Raw genomic sequence first — 20127 nt, 5'->3', positions numbered from 1 at the left:
CGCCCACTCTATTTCGCCAGGGTAAGGAAGGAGATGCCCTCGGTGCGGAACTCGTCCTGGATGAGATCGACACGGGCAATGACGCGCGCACTCGATGATTGCAGGTGCCATTTCAAGCTATGAGACGCATCCTCAAAGCGGCCGGCCATAAGCCGGTCCAGGATTTCTCGGTGCTCGGGAAGAAAGGGCTCGGAGCGGAAGAGCTTCGGCGTCCAGCGATAGAGAAAATGATGCGCAACGAGAAGTGACTGATGCTGGATGATCGCCTGCATCAATGTGTTCTGACCGCAAAAGCTCAGCAATTGAAAGTGCAACTGGTTCTCGAGTTCATCGAGAACATCGCCACCGATAACCTCGGCATTGGCGATAGCCGCATCGAGATCGGCGCTCATTGTGTCGAGCAGGCCATCGGGCAGGTTGGGAACGGCCTTAAGCAAGGCCGCAGGCTCAAGCAGCGCGCGCATTTCATAGAGTTCGCCAATATGTTCCGGGGTGAGCGCCGGCGCATACCAGCGGCCGCCATCGTCCTTGCGGACCAGGCCACGCTGCTGCAAGCGACCGACAACATCGCGCGCTACCGTGCGGCTGACACCATAGTGACTGGCGAGGGCCACTTCGCTCAGCCGCCAACTGCCAAAGGAAATGCGGGCGATGATTTCGTTTTCCACCTCCTGATAGATGCGCTCCCAACTGGCGCTGGAATTGACAGTTACCACAGGATCGGGGGACGACAGATCGGAAGCGTAGTCAACCGATGGCGGGTTGGCCGCGACAAGATAGCCCCGCCCCGCCGCCTTGGTGACGAAACCTGCCTCTTCAAGCGCAGCCAAGGCATGCCGCGCAGGCGCTCGCGAGATCCCGAATTCCGTCGCGAGCTGGGACTCATGCAGATGCGTCCCGGCGGCAAGAGCCCCCTGCGCGATTCTCGCCGCCACGATATCCCTAATCTGAGTGTGAAGGCGCGGCGCCGGGCCGAGCGGTGTTGCGGCAGATCTGGCCATGGTTGTGATGATACTCATCCTTTAGGCATCCAGCATAGCAATCACATTGTCGAGCGACAACACCGCAGCCCCCTTGCACAGCCTCTCAAAAAATGTCTATTGTGTACATAGTACATCACGGAGGAGCATTGTGACAGGACGTCTGGCCGGAAAAACTGCGTTGGTCACGGGTGCCGGACAAGGCATAGGCCGGGCGGTTGCCGTGGCAATGGCGGCAGAGGGCGCCAAGGTCATCGCGACCAGCCGCTCCCTCGACAAGCTCATGGATCTCAAGCAGTCGGACGCGATCTCCATATCGGCCATGGATGTGACCAATGACACGGCCATCGCGAAGACCTTCGTCGAAGTCGGCCCGGTGGACATCCTGGTCAATTGTGCCGGCTGGGTCCACAGCGGCACAATTCTCGACTGCAACGACGCGGACTGGGCGCGCAGCCTGGACCAGAATGTGACCGCCTGCTTTCGGACAATGAAGGCGGCATTGCCGGGCATGCTTGAGCGCGGATCGGGCTCGATCGTGAATGTTGCTTCGGTTGCATCCTCGATCACCGGAGTGGCAAATCGCGCTGCCTATGGCGCATCGAAGGCAGCCCTGATCGGGCTGAGCAAGGCTGTGGCCCGCGACTTCATCGGGCAGGGCATTCGCTGCAACGTGCTCGCGCCGGGCACGACAGAATCGCCATCGCTGAACGAACGCATCATGGCAACGCCGGATCCGGCAGCGACACGGGCTGCATTTATCGCGCGCCAACCCATGGGCCGACTGGGCACTCTCGATGAAATGGCCGCTGCCTGCGTCTATCTCGCCAGCGATGAGAGTGCGTTCATGACGGGCACGGTGCTTGTGATTGATGGGGGACAGACACTATGAACGCAGTGGCCCAAAGCGATCGAACGCTGGCAAAGCTTGAGGAACTCGACCGTTTCAGCCGCGAAGTGCTGGCAGCGGTTGGGGCCGACGCACACAGCTGTGACGCAGCCACTCGGGCAATGCTGCATGGCTCCCGTCTGGGTGTCGATAGCCACGGCATACGCCTGCTCGACCATTATGTCTCGGTGTTTGAAGGCGGGCGCGTGAACAAAGCGCCCTACCCCACCTTTCTGCGCACTTATGCCAGTTTCGGCCGTCTGGACGCCGACAACGGCCATGGAGCACTCGGCGCCTATCTCGGCATGGAATATGCAATCGAGATGGCCGAAGCGGCGGGGATCGGCGCCGTGTCCATCTGCAACTCCTCACATTTCGGCCCGGCTGGGGCCTATGCGCTGGAAGCGGCGCGGAAGGGCTATATTGGCATCGCCTTCTGCAACTCTGACAGTTTTGTAAGACTGCATGGGGGTGCTGAAAGATTTCACGGCACCAATCCGATCGCCATGGCCGTGCCGATAGACCAGCAGGAACCCTGGCTTCTCGACATGGCGACCAGCGCAATCCCGTATAATCGGGTCAAGCTCTACCAGAGCCTGGGCCGGCCTTTGCCCGAGGCAACAGCCTCTGATGGCTTCGGGCGCGACACGCTTGACGCCTCGCTGGTTGAAATGCTGGCGCCACTGGGCGGTGACTTCGGTTTCAAGGGTGCGGGCCTGGCCGGCATGGTGGAGATTTTCTCCGCCGTGATTTCCGGCATGAAACTCAGCCACGAAATTCTACCCATGGGCGGACCTGACAAACAGACGCCCCGATATATGGGTGCATTCACCCTTGCGATACGCCCCGATGCCGTTGTGGATCGGAAGACATTCGATGACGGCATGCAGCGTTATGTCGATGCACTCAGAAACTCGACGGTGCGCGAAGGGGCCAAGGTCATGGCACCCGGCGACCGCGAATGGGCCGTAGCGAAAGAGCGCGAAGCCACCGGCGTGCCGTTGGATCCCGATACACAGTCAGCCTTTGAGCGGTTGGCACACAGATATGCGGTGAAATTACCCTGGAGCAAGTGAGCGACAGGGCGAATGAAGGGCGGTGGGCTGAGGAGAACACCGCAGATGAACCCAGTATTCCACACAAGGGAGGAACAGCATGAGAAAGACCCTAAAGCTTGCCGCCATGCTCGTGGCGGCCACGACCCTTACAGGAATTGCAAGCGCGCATGCCCAGGAAAACTTCACGCTGCGCTTCAACCACGTGCTTGGCCCGTCCGAGCCCTATCACCAGGGCTTCCTGGCCTGGGCCGAAGCGGTCAAGGAAAGAACCAATGGCGGGCTGACCATCGAGGTCTTCCCCTCAGCCCAGCTCGGCGTCGAAGAAGACATTATCGAACAGATCCGCCAGGGCGCCAATATCGGGCAGAATACCGATGCCGCCCGCCTTGGCAATTACGTCAAGGAACTGGCCGTGGTGAACGGGCCCTATTTCGTCGATAGCAACGAGGAAGCATTCGCGCTCGCCACCGCGCCCTCAATGGTCGAATGGCAGAAGAAGCTCGCGGATGAGCACGGCATCAAGGTGGTCTGCTTCGACTGGGTCCAGGGTGATCGCCACTTCTTCACCAACAAGGCGATCCGCTCACCCGAGGACTTGGCGGGCCTGCGTATCCGCACCCCGCCTGCCCCGATCTGGCAGGAATCCATCCGCGCACTGGGCGCAGCACCGACCGCCATGGCTTTCGGTGACGTCTATCCGGGCCTGCAGCAGATGGCGATCGATGGCGCCGAACTCGTTTACCCCAACATCACTGCCGGCAACCTGTTCGAGGTGCTCACCCATGCCAACGAGACGGCACATATCAAGTTGATCAACTTCCAGGTGGTGAGCAACGAGTGGTTCAACAAGCTGCCCGCGGACTACCAGACCGCTCTCGTCGAAGAATGCCGCACAGCCGGGCAGGCTACCTCGGCCACGATGGCCGAGGCCGCCAAAACCGCAAAGCAGACGCTGGTCGACAAGGGCATGACGATTGTCGATGACATCGACCTTGCTCCGTTCAAGCAGGCAGGCATGGCAGCTTACGAAGCGCTGGGCCTCACCGAGGCGCGCGCGAAGGTCTACAGCGAAATCGGCAAGAAGTAATCTGGCCCATTTCACCGGCGAGGATGTGAACTCATGCAAAAGCTCTACAACGGCTTCATCAGGCTAGAAGCCATCCTCGCCGGCACTTTTCTGCTCATCATGGTGGCAATGATCTTCACCGGTGGAGTGGCAAGGCTTTATCGCATGCCACTCAACTGGACCATGGACATCGCCACCTGCGCCTTTGCCTGGGCCGCCTTCCTTTGCGCTGACATTGCCTGGCGCAAGGACCTCTTCATGTCGATTGATGCGCTGGTGACCCGGTTCTCGCCGTCCATCAAGCGGCTGATGATGCTGATCAACTATCTGCTGATCGCGGCCTTCCTCGTCTATCTCATCTATTCAGGTTTCCAGCTGACCTGGACCAGCAGGGCGCGTAGTTTCCAGGGCATTCCGGGTGTCAGCTACAGCTGGGTCACGGCCAGCCTGCCGGTCGGGGCGACCCTCATGCTCATCACCACAATCATCAAGATGCGGCGTGATCTCGCCCGCAATGCATTTGAAGCCAAGGTGCTAGCGCCATGATCCTCGTCGCAATCGCCTTTCTCGTGCTGCTGGCGATGGGCATGCCCGTGGCGTTTGCCATCGGCATTTCGGGCGCGATCTTTTTCGCGCAACACCCCGAACTGCCCTTCACCATTCCAGTGCAGGTGACCGTCAGCCAGACGCAGAATTTCGCGCTGCTGGCCGTACCGCTCTTCATTCTCGCCGGCAATCTCATGAACCGTTCGGGTATTACCGAACAGCTCCTGAATCTGGCCCTGGTGATGACCGGCCGTCTCAAGGGGGGGCTGGCACAGGTTTCAATCGCCCTTTCGGCCCTGATGGGCGGCGTTTCGGGCTCGGCCATCGCTGACGCCGCCATGCAATCGCGCATGCTGGGCGAACCGATGATCAAGCGCGGCTTTTCGCCCGGCTTCACCGCCGGTATCATTTCCTTCAGTGCGATCCTGACCCCGATCATCCCGCCCGGCATCGGCATGATCCTGTACGGCTCGATAGGGCAGGTCTCGATCGGACGCCTGTTCGCGGCCAGCATTGTGCCGGCGCTGATGTTGTGGGTGGCGCTGGCTGTGGCCGTGTGGATCACCGCCAATGCCCGCAACTACAAGCCGGAGCGGCAAAGCCGGATCACGCTGAAAGAACTGGGCACGGCGTTGCGCGGCGGCATCTGGGCGCTGCTCTTCCCGGTCATTCTGCTGTTTGGGCTGCGCGCAGGCATCTTCACCCCGTCCGAAATCGGCGCTTTCGCCGTGCTTTACGCCATTTTTGTCGGCGTCATCATCTACCGCCAGCTCAAGTTCAGAAGCTTTGCAGAAGCCATGGAAGGCAGCCTTGGCGATGTTGGCTCGGTGATGTTCCTGATCGCACTGTCAGCGATCTTTTCCTATGGCATAATTGTTGAGCGCGTCCCCGACGCGATAGCCGGCGCAATCCTGGGGCTGACGGACAATCTTTCGCTGATCATGGTGCTGATCGCCTTGGCGGTGCTGATCGCAGGGCTCGTCATCGACGCCACCGTGCTGATCATCATGCTCACCCCCATCGTTCTGCCGCTGATACGCAGTCTAGACGGAGATCCGGTCCATTTCGGAATTGTCTTCATCATCGCCGCCACCATTGGCAATTTCACCCCGCCGGTCGGCGCAGCGATGTATGCGGCCTGCTCAATCCTGAAAGTGAGCATCAGCGACTATACCCGCGAGTCGATCCCTTTCATGATCGCGGTCAGTTTGGTGGCAATTCTCTTGGTCTTCGTCCCGGCCGCAGTATTGTGGCTGCCCAACCTGATGTTCGGTTGATAATCGGATGCCTCGCATGCAACTGCGGAAGCGGATGACAACCGTGTCCATATTGTCTTGGGCGGCGGCTCTGTTGAGCCATTGATTGATGAAACGGTGTTGTTGCCGCAGACGGGGTTAGACGGCTGATCGTGCTCGAATTCGGCAGGCCCTCCGGGCCCACCGCTCCGATTTCCGATAGCTGAAACCACCCCTCAGGCGGCCACTGTCTCCTGCACATCATCGAGCAGGAAATGCACCACGACATAGCGCGTGGAATAGCTGCGGCCGCTGTCGGCCACACTTTCCTCCGTACCGCCATCGGCGGGATGCCACTGGCTGTAATGGGGGTTGTTGACGATCAGCGTGATCGCCTTGCCGGCGAGGCGGCCCTGTAGACGGTACCGAGCCTCGGCGAGCGGCCAGATGCGCTCGAAATCGGCCTGCGACAGGCGCAGCTTGAGAGCCTTGCGATGGATCGCCTCACTGTGCGAACCGTCGTCGCGCATGCGCGCAGCGCTGTTAAGCGTAACCTCTTCGGCGCCATCGAGAAGATTGCTGAATTCCTCCGGCCACATGCGTCTCATCGAATTGCTCCTCCCCGAGCGATTTCATGGTGACGTTGGGGAGTGTAACGCGTCTGACGCCGGATACAACGCCAGATCGGAGCGCTGACGGAAGACGGAAGACGTCCGGCTGCTTATTCGGTGCAGCCGGTGTCTTTGAGCGCCTGGGCATGAAAACGGCGGAGCGCCGCTTCGATATCGGCTTTGGTGAACTTGTGGCCGGCCGTTGCAAGATCGCGAGACAGGCGCGCAATCACGTCGCCGTCGCCGGCCACCACGTGATCGACGGCATGCAGATCACGGGCATAACGCCCGAGATCATCGCCGGCAAAGCCGATCAGCGAACCGGCCCAGTAGCCGGCAAGAAGGTTGCGGCGTGCACGAATGCTGCCGAGGCCATCCTCTTCATGCGGATGCGCGGCAGCATTGGCTGTCTTTACAACGGTCAGGGGCATGGGTCGGTTTTCCTCCTCGATCATCAATCAGGCTTCCGCTTCCGCAGACGTGAGATAGCTCGCAATCGGCGCACAGGCCGGATTGTTGGCATCGAGCAGCTCGGCCGGGCTCGTCAGGCCGGTGACGACATAAACTGCCGTGGTCCCAGCCCACCAGAGATCGCCGGCCGCACGCTCGATCAGCGCAGGTCCCGTGGTACGCAGGCAGTCACCCGCTTGCGAGACGACCTGCACAGGCGCCTGCATCTCCTCCAGTCGCTGCCGGATATCGGCTTCGATCGGGTCGACGACGAAGGCAGCAAACAGGGATGCGATCCATTCACCGATCATCGGATCACCTCCTGCCGCGCGGCAGAGGATACGACGTTATGCGGAAGATGGATACGGGGCTTCGGCGTGCCGGGCACGGAGGCCTGAGCTTCATGGGCCGGAAACCGGCCGGGGGAAATCAGAATGGAATGGTGGCGTCTCATGGACTAGTCCTTGGACCGGCAACGGTGTCGAAACGGTCCGACATCGCAAGAGTGCCGAGGGCTCTTGCCAGAGGGGCCCGGACCAGCGGGTTGATCGGCATATGGGAAGCGATTCGGGCGTCTTCAAGGCATCGATAAACAACGATAGGAAAAAGACGGGCCATGCAGCCGGGGTCTTATCTGGCCCCGTGTTGCATGGCCCGGGCTGCGGGCGATCAAGGCTCAGGCATTGGCGCAAAAGCCGGTCGACTTCGCGGCCATTCCGTCAGTAACGGATGATCGGGCAACCGCGCACATTCGCAAAGACCATCCGGTCACGGTCGCCGTGACGAACGCCGGCGACGACGACGCGGCGCGGCGTCACGTCTGCGACGAAGGCCCGGCGCAGGCCGTTCCAGCGAGCCTTTTCCACGGCGTGATGCGGGCGGCACTCACCGCGATGCGGGCGATCCCAGCCGGGACGGTCCCAGTCCGGCCGATGCCCGGGGCGATCCCAGCCCGGACCGGCATGGCGCGGACCTTCGATGTAGACGCCCCAGCCGAAGCTATCGGCCGAAGCCGTACCAGCGAGGCCGGCCGTCGCCATGACCGAAACCAGGGCTGCAAGACCGATTTTGCGAAGCATGCCGATCATTTTCTCTCTCCTCGAACCGGCGCGTGTTGCGGCGCCTTTGTTTCCATCCCGCCGTCACTGGCGATTGGGGAGAGACTAGCTTCGTCCGGCTGAATGCAGTCCGAATCCGCCATTCAGACCATGTTCACCTTGGCGACGGGAGCTCAGACATGCAGAACCACCTCCCGGCGATGCGGGCTGTCGCGGTGTTCGAAGAGGTAGATGCCCTGCCAGGTGCCGAGCAGCAGTCGGCGCTCGGAAAAGGGGATCGACAGCGAGACCGGCAGGAGCGCGGCCTTGATATGGGCCGGCATGTCGTCGGGACCTTCGTCGCGATGGGTGACCCACTGCATCGCCGGATCCGTGGTCGGCGGGACCAGCCGGCGAAAGAAGGCCTTGAGATCCGTCTGAACGGAGGGGTCGGCATTCTCCTGGATCAGCAGGGAGCAGGAGGTGTGTCGCACGAAGACCGTCATGACGCCCTCCTCCAACCCGCTGTCGCGCAGGAACTTGCCTGCCGCCTCGGTGAACTCGTAGAGCCCCTGCCCACGGGTGGAGATCGCCAGTCGCAGCATCGCCATCAACAACACCTTTCACGCTTCGCCGGGGAGAACCATGCCCGGTATCTAGCCTATCCCGACAGGCCTCTATAGTCTCCGACCAACCTAGGGAGGACCACAAGCGATGAGCCTGATCGAAACCATCGAGAGACAGGAAAGCCTGCTCGTTTTCAAGAGCTTCGATGAACGCGTCGCGCTCGACGTGGGCCGGCGGCTGGTTGATCTGGCACTCTCTGAAAAGGCACCCGTGGTCATTGACATCAGGACCTCCGACCGTACGCTCTTTCACGTCGCCCTGCCCGGCGCCGCGCCCGACAACGATCATTGGGCACGCCGCAAGAGCAATGTCACGCTGCGCATGCACAAGGCCTCTTTGAGGGTCGGAGAACTCAACCGCGCCCGTGGTCGCAGCGTCTCGCCGGAAATCGGTCTCGACCCCCTGGACTATGCCGATCACGGCGGCAGCTTCCCCGTGCGCGTCGAAGGCACCGGCGTGATCGCCGCGATCACCGTCTCCGGTTTGAAGTCCGAGGAAGACCACGCGATGATCGTGACTGTTCTCGAAGCCTATCTCGGCAAGTACTGAGACAGACGGCCGTCACGGACGGGTTCCGGCATAAAGGCTCAGGCGCGAGAAAAGCTGATCCTCGCGCTCGAAGACAATGACTGCGGGCAGTGCATAAGGCCCCTCATCCGCCGCATTGCCACCATTGGCATCGCGACGGTCCGAACCATTCAGCGTACATTCGACCGCAAAACGGAAGCCCGCTTTGTCACTCATGACGACATGATCGGACAGCGAGAGGCCGTGCCTCAGCACATAGGCCGCGAGTGTATCGCGGAACGAGGCATGACCGATGACCCGGATGCCATCCGGCAGGTCCAGCACGGCCTCGTCCTCGAACATCGGCATCAGCGCGTCGAAGTCGTGACGATTGAACGCATCGAGCGCAGCAAGTGTCTGATCTTCCAATGACATGGATCCTCTCCCTCTCTATTTCCAACATAGGCTCATGATCGCCTGCGACAAGATGCGAGCGGCTGCGAGCAGGCTCATGCCAGGGGGCGGAGCGCGCCGCGCGTGGCCTTGATGACGGCATCCGTCAACGGCCTCAAGGCACCCGCCACCGAGCGGCTGACATGCCAGTAAAGCGGCACATCGAGCGGTTTTCCCCCAACCAGTTCCTGCAACCGTCCATCGGCCAGCGCAGCAGCCGCCAGGTTTTCCGGGTTCATGCCCCAGCCGATGCCGGAAATTGCCGCATCGACAAAGGCATGGCTGGAGGGCAGCCAGTGGGATGGACCGGTACTGGAGACACCGAGCGTCTGCTCTGCCCAGCGCGTCTGCAGCCGATCCTTGGCATTGAAGGTGATGACCGGTGCCTGCGCCAGGCGCGCGGCCGTCACCGGGTCGTCGCCGAACCAGCGGAGGATGAATGCAGGGCTCGCGGTTGCCAGATACCGGAGCGCACCGAGCGGACGGCAATCACAGCCCTGGACCGGCTTGGCCGACCCGCTGATGGCCGCCCGGACCTCGCCGCGCTTCAGCCAGTCCGCACTATGATCCTGATCGTCGATGACAAGATCGAACAAAACGCCGCCGACCTCAGCCATGGCCGGCAGGAACCACGTCGCCAGACTGTCGGCATTGACGGCAATCCTCAGGCTTGGCCAGCCGCCGGTTTCCTCAGCACCCGTCGACGCCAACCCGAGATCCCGCCGCACGCCCTGCTCCAGCAGGCGCACCTCCTCCGCATGACGGAAAAGCCGCTCGCCCGCCTCGGTGGCCCGGCACGGCTGCGACCGGACGACAAGTGATGTGCCGACCTGTTCCTCGAGCTGCCGGACCCGCTGGGAGATCGCCGACTGTGTGACATGCAGGAGCTGCGCCGCGCGGTCGAAACTGCCGGTTCTCAGGACAGCCGACAGGGCAGCAAGCTGGGCGGGATCAAACATTAACGTCCCTTATCTGAGATCAGATTTATCAACTTTCCTAATCCGCGTTCTCGATTTAGTCAAAGCGGCATTCATCTGGAGCGCCACATGTACACCGCCGCCACCGCCGGATTTCTTCTCGGGCTGAGCCTGATCGTCGCCATCGGCGCGCAAAACGCCTTCATCCTGCGCCAGGGCCTCAGGCGGGAGCATGTTCTGCCGCTGGTGCTGACCTGCGCCATTTCGGATGCGATCCTGATTGCGCTCGGGGTCGCCGGCTTTGCCACGATCCTTTCGCGCCTGGACTGGCTCGAACCGGTCATGAGCTACGGGGGAGCCGCCTTTTTGCTCGCCTATGCAAGTCGCAGCCTCTATTCGGCCTGGACCGGCGGCAACAGCCTCAGGGCCGACGGTGCGGATGCCACGAGCCTGCGGGTCGCCTTCATGACATGTCTCGCGTTCACCTGGCTCAACCCGCATGTCTATCTTGATACCGTTGTGCTGCTGGGATCAATCTCGACCCGCTATGCCGGTCATGAGACCGCCTTTGCCCTGGGCGCCATGACCGCATCCTTCTGTTTCTTCTTCACCCTCGGCTATGGCGCACGCCTGCTGGCGCCGCTGTTTGCCAGACCGGTCGCCTGGCGCGTGCTCGATGCCGTGATCGCCGTGGTGATGGCCGCGATTGCCATCAAGCTGCTGGTCTGACCGCAGCCCCGCCTCCATCTCTAGGGTCTGCACCCCTTGGGTCTGTGGCCGCCGTGCTATATGCCATTCTGGGGGAAATGAGGAGCACTGCATGTTTCTGACCAACCGCGAAATCATCGAGCTGCAGGCCTTCCGCCATGAACTGCATCGCCATCCGGAAGTCTCGGGCGAGGAACGGGAAACGGCACGTCGCGTCATTCAGGCACTGGCGTCTCTTGGGCCCTCTGAGATCCTCGCAAACCTTGGCGGCCACGGCGTCGCAGCCGTCTTCGAAGCAACAGAGCCGGGGCCAACCCTCCTTTTTCGCGCAGAACTCGATGCCCTGCCGATCGAGGAAAAGTCGGAAGCCGCCCACCGCTCGACCATCTCCGGCAAGGGCCATCTCTGTGGCCATGACGGCCACTCGACCATCCTCATCGCGCTTGCAACGGGACGATCCCGCCAGCCGATCACCAGAGGCCGGGTCGTCTTGCTCTGGCAGCCGGCGGAGGAAGATGGCAGTGGGGCAGCAGCCGTGCTGGCGGATCCACGCTTCTCCGAGATCCGTCCGGATTTTTGCCTATGCGCTACACAACACGCCGGGCCTTGCCTTCGGCTCCGTTGCGCTGAAAAGCGGCCCGGTCAACTGCGCGTCGCGCGGCATGAAGATCAGGCTGTCCGGCAAGACGGCCCATGCGTCGCAGCCCGAAACCGGGATCTCGCCGATGGCGGCCATGTCGGCGCTGATGCCGGCCCTGACGGCCCTGTCCCAGGACGCGCCGCCTTCCCTCGACTTCAGGCTGGCAACCGTCACCCATGCCTGGCTCGGCGAACCGGCCTTCGGCATTGCGCCCGGCGATGCCGAAATCTGGGTGACGCTGCGCACGCTGATCGACGACCGGATGGCAGAACTCTGCGAAAGGGCGGAAAGTCTGGTGACGGCGGCCGCCGCTCAAGCCGGCCTCGTACGGTCCATCAGTTATCACGACGTCTTTTTCCACTGCGAGAACGCAGCCGAAGCCGTCGCTCACCTGGAACAGGCCCTGACCACCGAAGGAGTACGGTTCAACGAGGGAGATCTGCCGATGCGGGCCTCGGAGGATTTCGGCCGTCTGCGCGCCGTCTGCCCGTCGGCCATGTTCTTTCTCGGCGCCGGCGAGACGCACCCTGCCCTGCACAATCCGGACTACGATTATCCCGACGAACTGACGGCGATCGCCGCTCGGGTCTTCATGGCCGTCATCCGAAACTCGCTCGGATGATCCACGCAGCGGTCAGCTGTCCGGAAAGCCCCGTTCGGCCCATTCGGACTTTGGAACAGCCTTGCCGACCGAGAGCGAGAAGGACACGACCTCGGTTGCATCGTCATCGACCTCGCAGCGGACGGCAATATTGATCCAGGCGCCGTTGATATCGCGGAAGGCCGCAAGCGGAACATCCACGACATTCCCCTCCCTGAGCCGCAGTATAGGCAGCAGATAGGGCACATAGGCGGGTGTCCCGTTGCGCAGCTGCTGGCTGAGTTCGGTTCCGCACAGCTGGTCGCCGCGTTCCTGGCGTGTCAGACCGGCCATGGCGGTCATGGCCGCCTGATCGCCCGATATCGCCGAGGAGAAGAGCTCCGTCACCTCGCGCGGTTCAAGCCGCGCTTCGGCAATCGCCGTCACAACTGCCGGATCTGCGGGCGCATTCTCCGTCGCGACGTCCGCCTCGGCTTCACCCTCCCCCGCCTGGGTTTCTTCGGCGGCCTCCGGCAAAGCCCCCTCGATCGGCGGCGCTTCCGGCAGACTGATCTCCGGCTGGGCGAGCGTCGGCGCCGCCTCGGCCACCTGTTCTGCCTCTTCGGCGGGGCGCGCATTGTCTTCGGCATTGCGCTCGGCCTCGGTTCCGCGCGCAATCTCCGGTCCGCTGTCCCGCTCACCAAAGCGCACAACGGGCCGCAGCACGGGGATCGGTGCCGACGCGGCATCCGGCAGCTCAGGCTCCGGTTCGGTCACCTCTTCCGCAGGCACTTGCGCTTCTGGCTCCGGGACCGGCGGCGGTTCGACCGGCTCTTCCGGTGTCGGCGGCTGTTCGGCCTCAGCCGGCGGCTCCGCCGGTTCGGGTTGCGGTTCAGGTTCAGGCTCAGGTTCGGGTACCGGCGGCGGAGCAACCAGCGTCACCGCGACGGCCTGATCCTCTGGCGAGAGTTGATGGGGGCTATCGAAGCTCAACAGGAAGACGGCCACTGCAAGCGCATGCAGCAACAGCGAGAGGGCGAGCCCTCCACCGAAGCGCCGCCAGCCTGTCTTCCTCGTATCCGTCATGGTGTGATCCATAGCGACGATTGCGGCAAAAAGGGAGGCGGAGCCAACAAGAGAAGCAATAAGACTGTCAAGTGATCAGGTGGGCTGCCTGGCCCGCCTCCGTCAGAATCCGAACAGCCTTTCTATCGAAAGATACAAACTGCTCGCCGCCCATCATCCGGCCGGAAAACGCAATGACGCCGTCGGCGAAATCACCGCCGGCTTCCAGCGCGCCAAGTCCATTGAATGCTAAGGCGCGATCAACGGTGACATTCTTCGTGTCCAGAAGCCCAAGAATTACCTTCGAGATATCGGATTTGCTCACCCCATAGGATCTGTCGAGAACCCACACGAGTTCGCAAAGCGCCTGAGGAGTGATGGCAACCAACTCCGCATCGGCCAGAAGCTCAACGGCTGCCTTTGATTGCCGCGCGTCATCTCCGACAACAGCACGCAGAAGAACATTGGTGTCCGCCGTGATTTTCATTTTACGGGATCCGATCCGGTTCCAACGTCTACAGCGGCTGAAGCGATAGCCTCGTTCAACTCGTCGATCGAAAGGATGCGCCCATTCGTCCGCCCCTTCAAAATGGCAGAAAGGTCTCGAAACGTCTGCTCGGACCGAACCGGGGAAAGAGTTGCGCGCCCATCCGGCAGGAGGTCTACGGCAACCTTGTCACCGGGCCTCAAGCCAAGATGCTTCAGAACCTCCTTGCGCAGCGTCACCTGCCCTTTTGATGTGATACTCAGCTTGGCCATCAGATCCTCCATGCGCCCAAAGTAAGGCGAAAGAGCCTTACGAACAAGAGTAAGGTCAGAGGTCACGAAGAAAAACCCGCCGGATCGCTCCGACGGGTTTGGCATTTCAGAACTCTCTCGCCTGATCAGCTATCCAGGAAGCTCCGCAGCTTGCGGCTGCGGCTCGGATGCTTCAGCTTGCGCAGCGCCTTCGCTTCGATCTGACGGATACGTTCGCGAGTGACCGAGAACTGCTGGCCGACTTCTTCGAGCGTGTGGTCGGTGTTCATGCCGATGCCGAAGCGCATGCGCAGCACGCGTTCTTCACGCGGCGTGAGCGAGGCGAGAACGCGGGTGGTCGTCTCGCGCAGGTTCGCCTGGATGGCGGCGTCGATCGGCAGCAGCGCGTTCTTGTCCTCGATGAAATCGCCGAGGTGGCTATCCTCTTCGTCACCAACAGGGGTTTCGAGCGAGATCGGCTCCTTGGCGATCTTCAGGACCTTGCGGACCTTTTCGAGCGGCATTGCGAGCTTTTCGGCCAGTTCTTCCGGCGTCGGCTCGCGACCGATTTCGTGCAGCATCTGGCGCGAGGTGCGGACGATCTTGTTGATCGTCTCGATCATGTGCACCGGAATGCGGATCGTGCGGGCCTGGTCGGCGATCGAACGGGTGATCGCCTGACGGATCCACCAGGTCGCATAGGTGGAGAACTTGTAGCCGCGACGATACTCGAACTTGTCGACCGCCTTCATCAGGCCGATATTGCCTTCCTGAATGAGGTCGAGGAACTGCAACCCGCGGTTCGTGTACTTCTTGGCGATGGAGATGACGAGACGCAGGTTCGCCTCGACCATTTCCTTCTTGGCGATGCGCGCTTCGCGTTCGCCCTTCTGCACCATCGACACGATGCGGCGGAATTCGGCGATCGAGATACCGGTTTCGGTGGCGAGATTCTGGATTTCGCCACGGATATCGCGGATCGTCTGGTTCTCTTCCTTGGCAAATTCCTTCCAGCCACGGCCGGAAAGATTGGCGATGGACTTCATCCAGTTCGGATCAAGTTCGGCACCCTGGTACTGCTCGAGGAAGGCCTCGCGCTTGACGCCATAGCTTTCGGCGAGACGCAGCAGGCGACCTTCGTTCTGCATCAGACGCTTGGAAATGTCATAGAGCTGCTCGACAAGGCTGTCGATGCGGTTCTGGTTGAGCGACAGCGACTTGACCGCCGTCACCAGCTGATCCTTCAGCTCCTTGTAGCGACGCTCCTGACCGGATGACAGCGTGCCAGCACAGGCAAGACGCGCCTCGACCTGCTGATCCTGCAGCTTGCGCAGCTTCTTGTAGGTGTCGGCGATAACGTCGAGGGTTTCCATGACCTGAGGACGGAGCTCCGATTCCATCGCAGCCAGCGACAGGTTCGATTCGTCCTCGTCCTCTTCTTCTTCCTCCGGCGGCATGCCTTCACCACCGATGGCGGTGATGTCGTCATCATCGCCAGCGGCGGCCTGCGGACGGCGCTTGGCGCGCTCCTTTTCCTTCTCTTCGGCTGCCTTGCGGTCGGCTTCAATCTTCTCTGGGCTCTGGAACTGCGGAGCAGCCTTGGCTTCCGGGCCCGAATAGGTCGTTTCCAGATCGATGATCTCGCGCAGCAGTGTCGTGCCTTCGTTGAGCTCATCGCGCCAGATGATCAGCGCCTGAAAGGTCAGCGGGCTCTCACAGAGACCCGAGATCATCGTCTCGCGGCCAGCCTCGATGCGCTTGGCAATCGCAATTTCGCCTTCGCGCGACAGAAGCTCGACCGAGCCCATCTCGCGCAGATACATGCGCACCGGATCGTCTGTGCGGTCGGTCGGCTCTTTCTTCTTGGCGGTCGCAACGGCGGTGCCTGCGGTCGGCGCCAGTTCGCCGCCTTCGCTGTCGCCGTCTTCCTCAGCCTCGTCGTCGCCGCCCTGGGCCTCGTCGACGTCTTCGTCTTCGATGACGTTGATGCCCATGTCGGAAAGCATGGCCATGGTGTCTTCGATCTGCTCGGAGGTCACCTCCTCCGACGGCAGAACCGAATTCAACTCGTCCATAGTCACATAGCCGCGCTTCTTGGCGGCCTTGATCATCTTTTTGACCGCGTCATCGGAAAGATCGAGAAGCGGACCGTCCGTCGCGCCGTCGCGTTCGCTGTCGGCTTCTTCGTTTTCTTTGACTTTCGATGCCATTTATCTTGTCGCTTTCCCTGACGTCTGATCATGCGGCTCATCGCCGGAGGAATGGGAGACGGACCACTCACCCGGGCGGATAGCTGTCACTGACCTAACGGAGTGTTGCTTAATTCCTGATTAACTATGGGCAATGCGGCCGCAGCGCCGAAACCTCGTTTATCTGCATGACCGGTCATCATACCAGAGATCCGTCCGAACCCACTTCACCCTTGTCTGCTTGAATTGGTGATTCCCACAATTTTTCCTGACGTCAAGCCTTTCTGCAGGCTGGACAAGGAAAATCAACAAAACAAGCCGTTCAACGGCGTCTTTATCACCGATCTTCGCTGATGTAGGTCGTCATCACGGGGAAACAAGGGGGTGAGACCCGTTCCCCATCGGCGGCGCAACCGGCGACACATCGGACTTGACCCCTGTTAAGAACCAGGTTCGCATCAGCCCCTTGCCCTTGATGTCGATGTCACCACGCAACTCGAAGTCAAAGCGGCTTTCAAGCCGCTGCTTGAGGCAGTCGCTGACCTGAATGCGACCGGCAAGACCATGCGATTCCATATGCGCGGCGGTGTTCACCGTGTCGCCCCAGACATCGTAGAGAAGCTTGTTCGAACCGATGACACCCGCAACCACGGGGCCGGTGTCCAGACCGATGCGCACCTCGACCGCTTCGCCCACCTGTTCCGAAATGCGCCGACAGCAGGCAATCAGATCGAGCGCCATCTGTGCGACGGCGGCTTCATGATCCGGTTTTGGCTCCGGCAGCCCTCCAGCCACCATATAGGCGTCGCCGATCGTCTTGATCTTCTCCAGGCCATGGGCACTGGCGATCGCATCAAACTGGCTGAAGACGCGCCCGAGAAAGGCAATCACCTGCTGCGGCTGCCAGCGTGCCGCCCGTGGGGTGAAATCGACGATGTCGGCAAACAGGATTGTTGCAGATGGGATCTGATCGGCGACCACCTGGGTCCCATTCTCCCGAAGCCTGCTCGCCACCGCCTGCGGCAGGATGTTGAGAAGCAGCCGCTCGGAAAACTGATGTTCGGACTCCAGCGCCATCTCCGCCTGCGCCGCTTCCTTGAACGCAAAGTAAGAGGTGGTGAAGATCAGCAGAAAGGCGAACGGAACGGTCACGTAATAGAGCGTGTTCAGGAAGACAGGATCAACCCGAATGAAATCGAGCGGAACGACAAACAGGATCTCTGTCGCGAGAAATGCAGCAAGACCGCAGACGGTAACGAAGGCCGAGAGAAGCAGCCGCTCGGAACCGAAGACCAGCAAGGATGCGGCGGCTCCCGGCAGGAAGTAGAATTGCAGCCCAGAGTCCCGCCCGAAAAACATGCAGAAACTGATACCGAATATCAGCCACATCGCACAGAGATAAAGCCCAGCCGAAATCTCTCCATAGCGGTGAAAATAAGGGGTCAACGCATAGATGATCACCTGCGGCGCAAATGCGATTATGGCAGGCAGCAGACCGTAGCTGTCATAAGCGACGAACATCACGATGTAAGGGATGGTCATCAGGCTGACCATGGCCGCAATCAGATTGGTGACCGCCAGCCGCCGGCGTATGCGCGGTGGATAACCGGAAGTCCCGATGCGGGCCACCCACCAGACGGCATTCGGCAGACGCCAGAATGAGCGCAATCTGTGCCCGTTACGGGCTATGAAGTCCAACTCGTACTGCGACACTCTTGCTTCCGCTGACAGGGGAACAAGACTTGAATCCCCTATTTGTCGCGGCAGCGCAACAGATTTATGCAAACGATTACATTAGCCATGTCCGGTGGCTGCGCCCTTCACCCGACCGGACATCACACCGAAGCCATCAATGATGGCTTCCTGGTTTTCCATACGGGCAACTTCAAGCTGGACCTCGTGCAAGGCGCTGATCACCTGCTCGATCCGACTGGCATCATCGGTCTCGGTCGCCTCGGCGATTTCCCGCTCCAGTTCCATGCGCTGCCGCTTCAGCGCCCGCGCCCGCTTGTAGAGCGCAAGCGCCTGCCGATAGCCCTCACGCGCATCTTCAGGCGCTGCGATCTCTGTGGCAATCCACAGCCTTGCATTGCGGATCTGCTGATCAAGACCACGCAACAGCGTCCCATGGCCGTGCGCCTCAAGCTTCTGGATCAAGGTTTCGCGGCTGAGCGTCGAGCCGGCTTCGGCAACTGCCGTCAGAAGCGAGGACCAGAGCTTCTGGAGCCCTGCATGTTCATAATCGATCGCGGCAATCTCATCATACTCGTCGTCGAGCAGCTGCGGATGATTGACGATGGTCAGCGCCAACACGCTTTCCCGCAATGTCGCCTGTTCGAGCGCTCCGCGCACAAGGCCTGATCGCGCCAATCGATCCGAGATCGCGCCTCGGCTCGACGCCACCGGGCCGGGCGGACGTCCGCCGTAACGGGCACCCTGCCCCTGTCCGCGTCCCCCCTGAAAACTGCCGCGCTCTCCCCTTCCCGGCTGACTGCTCTGGAAAAAAGCGTAGAGCCTGTCGCGCACATCCTGCTGGTAGTGTCTCCGGACGCTTTCGTCGGCAATCATATTCACGACCTGCCGGAGCTTCGCCTCAAGCTCTGCACGCTTCTCAGGCGTATCAAAGCCACCGGCTTGGGTCTCCCGCATCCAAACCATCTCGGCAAGCGGTCGCGCCTCCGCCATCACTCGATCAAAGGGCTGGCGGCCGTCGTGCTTGACGAGATCATCCGGGTCCTTGCCATCCGGCAGCATGGCAAAGCGAAGCGACTGGCCCGGCTTGATATGCGGCAAAGCAAGATCGACGGCACGAAACGCTGCCCGCTGCCCCGCCCCATCGCCGTCGAAGCAGAGCACCGGGACCGGCGTCGTCTTCCACATCAGTTGCAGCTGGTTTTCGGTCAGCGCCGTGCCGAGTGGCGCCACCGCATTCTCGATCCCCGCCTGGTAGAGCGCGATCACGTCCATATAGCCTTCGACAGCAATCAGTGTCTCGGCGCCATCAGCACCCTGCATCGCGCGTCGGGCGCGGGAGAAATTGTAGAGGACATTGCCCTTGTGAAAGAGCTCCGTCTCGTTGGAATTCAGATATTTCGCCATGGCATCCGCCGCCATGGCGCGCCCACCGAAGGCGATCACCTTGTCGCGGGACGACAGGATCGGGAACATGATGCGATCGCGAAAGCGGTCATAGGAGACGGGAATGTCCGGCCCGTGCACGACAAGCCCGCAGGCCTCGATCTGCTCCTTGGCCACGCCCTTGGAAGCAAGATATTCCTTAAGCGCATTCCGACTTTCAGGCGCATAACCCAGCCGGAACGTCTCGATCGTGCGCCCGGAGAGACCACGCTCGCGCAAGTAAGCCCGGGCCCGCGCCCCGCTCGCCGTCTGCAACTGGTCCTGAAAGAACTGCGTCGCCATCTCCATGACGTCCTGCAGGCTGGTGCGCTCCTTCTCGCGCCGCTCTGCCTGCGGATCCGGCTGCGGCATGGCGATACCGGCCATATCGGCCACCTGCTGCACCGCCTCGACAAAGCTCAAGCCTTCGAGGTCGGTCAGGAAACGAAAATGGTCGCCGGAAACGCCGCAGCCGAAGCAGTGATATCGCCCCTTGCGATCCTCGCAATGAAAGCTCGGGCTCTTCTCGCCATGGAACGGGCAGCATGCCCAATAGTCCTGCCGCGACACATTGGTCTTCTTGCGATCCCAGGTCACACGACGGCCCACCACGGCCGAAATCGGCACGCGGTCACGGATCTCGTCGAGGAAGTCGCTGGAAAAACGCATCTGTATCCCTGGGCAGCTGATCCTTCATATAGGCGCCGCAGCAGC

22 protein-coding genes and 1 pseudogene are annotated in these 20127 nt (G+C 61.4%); 8 read left to right on the top strand and 15 right to left on the bottom strand.

The window, feature by feature from the left end; all coding sequences use genetic code 11:
- Nucleotides 1-8 precede the first annotated feature (8 nt).
- Nucleotides 9-1019: a GntR family transcriptional regulator gene (locus tag AC1PUL_RS04690; RefSeq protein ID WP_480466854.1), complete on the bottom strand. Its 1011-nt coding sequence runs from the start codon at nt 1017-1019 to the stop codon at nt 9-11.
- Between the two features lie 112 nt (nt 1020-1131).
- On the opposite strand from AC1PUL_RS04690, the gene AC1PUL_RS04685 reads away from it, so the two are divergent.
- The 5 genes from AC1PUL_RS04685 to AC1PUL_RS04665 all read left to right on the top strand — a co-directional run bounded on the left by AC1PUL_RS04685 (nt 1132) and on the right by AC1PUL_RS04665 (nt 5816).
- Nucleotides 1132-1872, top strand: a complete 741-nt coding sequence (locus AC1PUL_RS04685) for an SDR family oxidoreductase (RefSeq protein WP_480466853.1) — start codon at nt 1132-1134, stop codon at nt 1870-1872.
- Nucleotides 1869-2945 (top strand): Ldh family oxidoreductase, encoded by a 1077-nt coding sequence (locus AC1PUL_RS04680; protein ID WP_480466852.1) that lies wholly within the window; start codon nt 1869-1871, stop codon nt 2943-2945. Before AC1PUL_RS04685 ends, AC1PUL_RS04680 begins: the two co-directional genes overlap by 4 nt.
- A gap of 79 nt (nt 2946-3024) precedes the next feature.
- Complete coding sequence (locus AC1PUL_RS04675) at nt 3025-4014, top strand: C4-dicarboxylate TRAP transporter substrate-binding protein (protein WP_480466851.1); 990 nt, start codon at nt 3025-3027, stop codon at nt 4012-4014.
- A 33-nt stretch (nt 4015-4047) separates the two neighbouring features.
- Nucleotides 4048-4539 (top strand): TRAP transporter small permease, encoded by a 492-nt coding sequence (locus AC1PUL_RS04670; protein WP_480466850.1) that lies wholly within the window; start codon nt 4048-4050, stop codon nt 4537-4539.
- Nucleotides 4536-5816 (top strand): TRAP transporter large permease, encoded by a 1281-nt coding sequence (locus tag AC1PUL_RS04665; RefSeq protein ID WP_480466849.1) that lies wholly within the window; start codon nt 4536-4538, stop codon nt 5814-5816. Before AC1PUL_RS04670 ends, AC1PUL_RS04665 begins: the two co-directional genes overlap by 4 nt.
- Before the next feature lie 194 nt (nt 5817-6010).
- Here the strand turns inward: AC1PUL_RS04665 and AC1PUL_RS04660 are convergent, their stop codons facing one another.
- The 6 genes from AC1PUL_RS04660 to AC1PUL_RS04635 all read right to left on the bottom strand — a co-directional run bounded on the left by AC1PUL_RS04660 (nt 6011) and on the right by AC1PUL_RS04635 (nt 8483).
- Nucleotides 6011-6373 carry a hypothetical protein gene (locus AC1PUL_RS04660; RefSeq protein WP_298469724.1) on the bottom strand — a complete coding sequence of 121 codons (363 nt, stop codon included), beginning with the start codon at nt 6371-6373 and terminating at the stop codon, nt 6011-6013.
- Nucleotides 6374-6495: 122 nt separating this feature from the next.
- Nucleotides 6496-6816: an ATPase inhibitor subunit zeta gene (locus tag AC1PUL_RS04655; protein WP_480466848.1), complete on the bottom strand. Its 321-nt coding sequence runs from the start codon at nt 6814-6816 to the stop codon at nt 6496-6498.
- 27 nt (nt 6817-6843) lie between these two features.
- Complete coding sequence (locus tag AC1PUL_RS04650; protein WP_298469355.1) at nt 6844-7146, bottom strand: hypothetical protein; 303 nt, start codon at nt 7144-7146, stop codon at nt 6844-6846.
- Complete coding sequence (locus tag AC1PUL_RS04645; protein ID WP_480466847.1) at nt 7143-7289, bottom strand: hypothetical protein; 147 nt, start codon at nt 7287-7289, stop codon at nt 7143-7145. Before AC1PUL_RS04645 ends, AC1PUL_RS04650 begins: the two co-directional genes overlap by 4 nt.
- 265 nt (nt 7290-7554) lie before the next feature.
- Nucleotides 7555-7923 carry a hypothetical protein gene (locus tag AC1PUL_RS04640; RefSeq protein WP_480466846.1) on the bottom strand — a complete coding sequence of 123 codons (369 nt, stop codon included), beginning with the start codon at nt 7921-7923 and terminating at the stop codon, nt 7555-7557.
- A gap of 143 nt (nt 7924-8066) precedes the next feature.
- Nucleotides 8067-8483 carry a secondary thiamine-phosphate synthase enzyme YjbQ gene (locus AC1PUL_RS04635; protein WP_480466845.1) on the bottom strand — a complete coding sequence of 139 codons (417 nt, stop codon included), beginning with the start codon at nt 8481-8483 and terminating at the stop codon, nt 8067-8069.
- A gap of 103 nt (nt 8484-8586) precedes the next feature.
- Between AC1PUL_RS04635 and AC1PUL_RS04630 the strand changes: the two genes are divergently transcribed.
- Nucleotides 8587-9048: a heme-degrading domain-containing protein gene (locus tag AC1PUL_RS04630; RefSeq protein ID WP_480466844.1), complete on the top strand. Its 462-nt coding sequence runs from the start codon at nt 8587-8589 to the stop codon at nt 9046-9048.
- A gap of 12 nt (nt 9049-9060) precedes the next feature.
- On the opposite strand, the gene AC1PUL_RS04625 is transcribed toward AC1PUL_RS04630, so the two are convergent.
- On the bottom strand, nt 9061-9441 hold the full coding sequence (locus tag AC1PUL_RS04625; RefSeq protein ID WP_480466843.1) for a nuclear transport factor 2 family protein: 381 nt from the start codon (nt 9439-9441) through the stop codon (nt 9061-9063).
- Between the two features lie 74 nt (nt 9442-9515).
- Entirely contained in the window at nt 9516-10418 is a 903-nt protein-coding gene (locus tag AC1PUL_RS04620) for a LysR family transcriptional regulator ArgP (RefSeq protein WP_480466842.1), read from the bottom strand.
- 87 nt (nt 10419-10505) lie between these two features.
- Between AC1PUL_RS04620 and AC1PUL_RS04615 the strand changes: the two genes are divergently transcribed.
- Together AC1PUL_RS04615 and AC1PUL_RS04610 are read left to right on the top strand one after the other, a co-directional pair.
- Nucleotides 10506-11105 (top strand): LysE/ArgO family amino acid transporter, encoded by a 600-nt coding sequence (locus AC1PUL_RS04615; protein WP_480466841.1) that lies wholly within the window; start codon nt 10506-10508, stop codon nt 11103-11105.
- Nucleotides 11106-11196: 91 nt separating this feature from the next.
- A pseudogene (locus AC1PUL_RS04610) lies at nt 11197-12346 on the top strand (amidohydrolase).
- Nucleotides 12347-12358: 12 nt separating this feature from the next.
- Here AC1PUL_RS04610 and AC1PUL_RS04605 read toward each other — a convergent pair.
- From AC1PUL_RS04605 to dnaG, 6 genes are all read right to left on the bottom strand, one after another.
- Nucleotides 12359-13390 carry a DUF930 domain-containing protein gene (locus AC1PUL_RS04605; RefSeq protein ID WP_480466840.1) on the bottom strand — a complete coding sequence of 344 codons (1032 nt, stop codon included), beginning with the start codon at nt 13388-13390 and terminating at the stop codon, nt 12359-12361.
- A 67-nt stretch (nt 13391-13457) separates the two neighbouring features.
- Nucleotides 13458-13856, bottom strand: a complete 399-nt coding sequence (locus tag AC1PUL_RS04600; RefSeq protein ID WP_480466839.1) for a type II toxin-antitoxin system VapC family toxin — start codon at nt 13854-13856, stop codon at nt 13458-13460.
- Nucleotides 13853-14233 (bottom strand): AbrB/MazE/SpoVT family DNA-binding domain-containing protein, encoded by a 381-nt coding sequence (locus AC1PUL_RS04595; RefSeq protein ID WP_480466838.1) that lies wholly within the window; start codon nt 14231-14233, stop codon nt 13853-13855. Before AC1PUL_RS04595 ends, AC1PUL_RS04600 begins: the two co-directional genes overlap by 4 nt.
- A 20-nt stretch (nt 14234-14253) precedes the next feature.
- Nucleotides 14254-16317: an RNA polymerase sigma factor RpoD gene (rpoD, locus tag AC1PUL_RS04590; RefSeq protein WP_480466837.1), complete on the bottom strand. Its 2064-nt coding sequence runs from the start codon at nt 16315-16317 to the stop codon at nt 14254-14256.
- 345 nt (nt 16318-16662) lie between these two features.
- Nucleotides 16663-17964, bottom strand: a complete 1302-nt coding sequence (locus AC1PUL_RS04585; RefSeq protein ID WP_480466836.1) for an adenylate/guanylate cyclase domain-containing protein — start codon at nt 17962-17964, stop codon at nt 16663-16665.
- Between the two features lie 126 nt (nt 17965-18090).
- Nucleotides 18091-20082: a DNA primase gene (gene dnaG, locus AC1PUL_RS04580; protein WP_480466835.1), complete on the bottom strand. Its 1992-nt coding sequence runs from the start codon at nt 20080-20082 to the stop codon at nt 18091-18093.
- Nucleotides 20083-20127: the final 45 nt, after the last annotated feature.

The organism is Rhizobium sp. P43 (assembly GCF_056730705.1).
The sequence above is the reverse complement of the archived record's forward strand: the minus strand, read 5'-3'. Positions and strand labels throughout refer to the sequence as shown.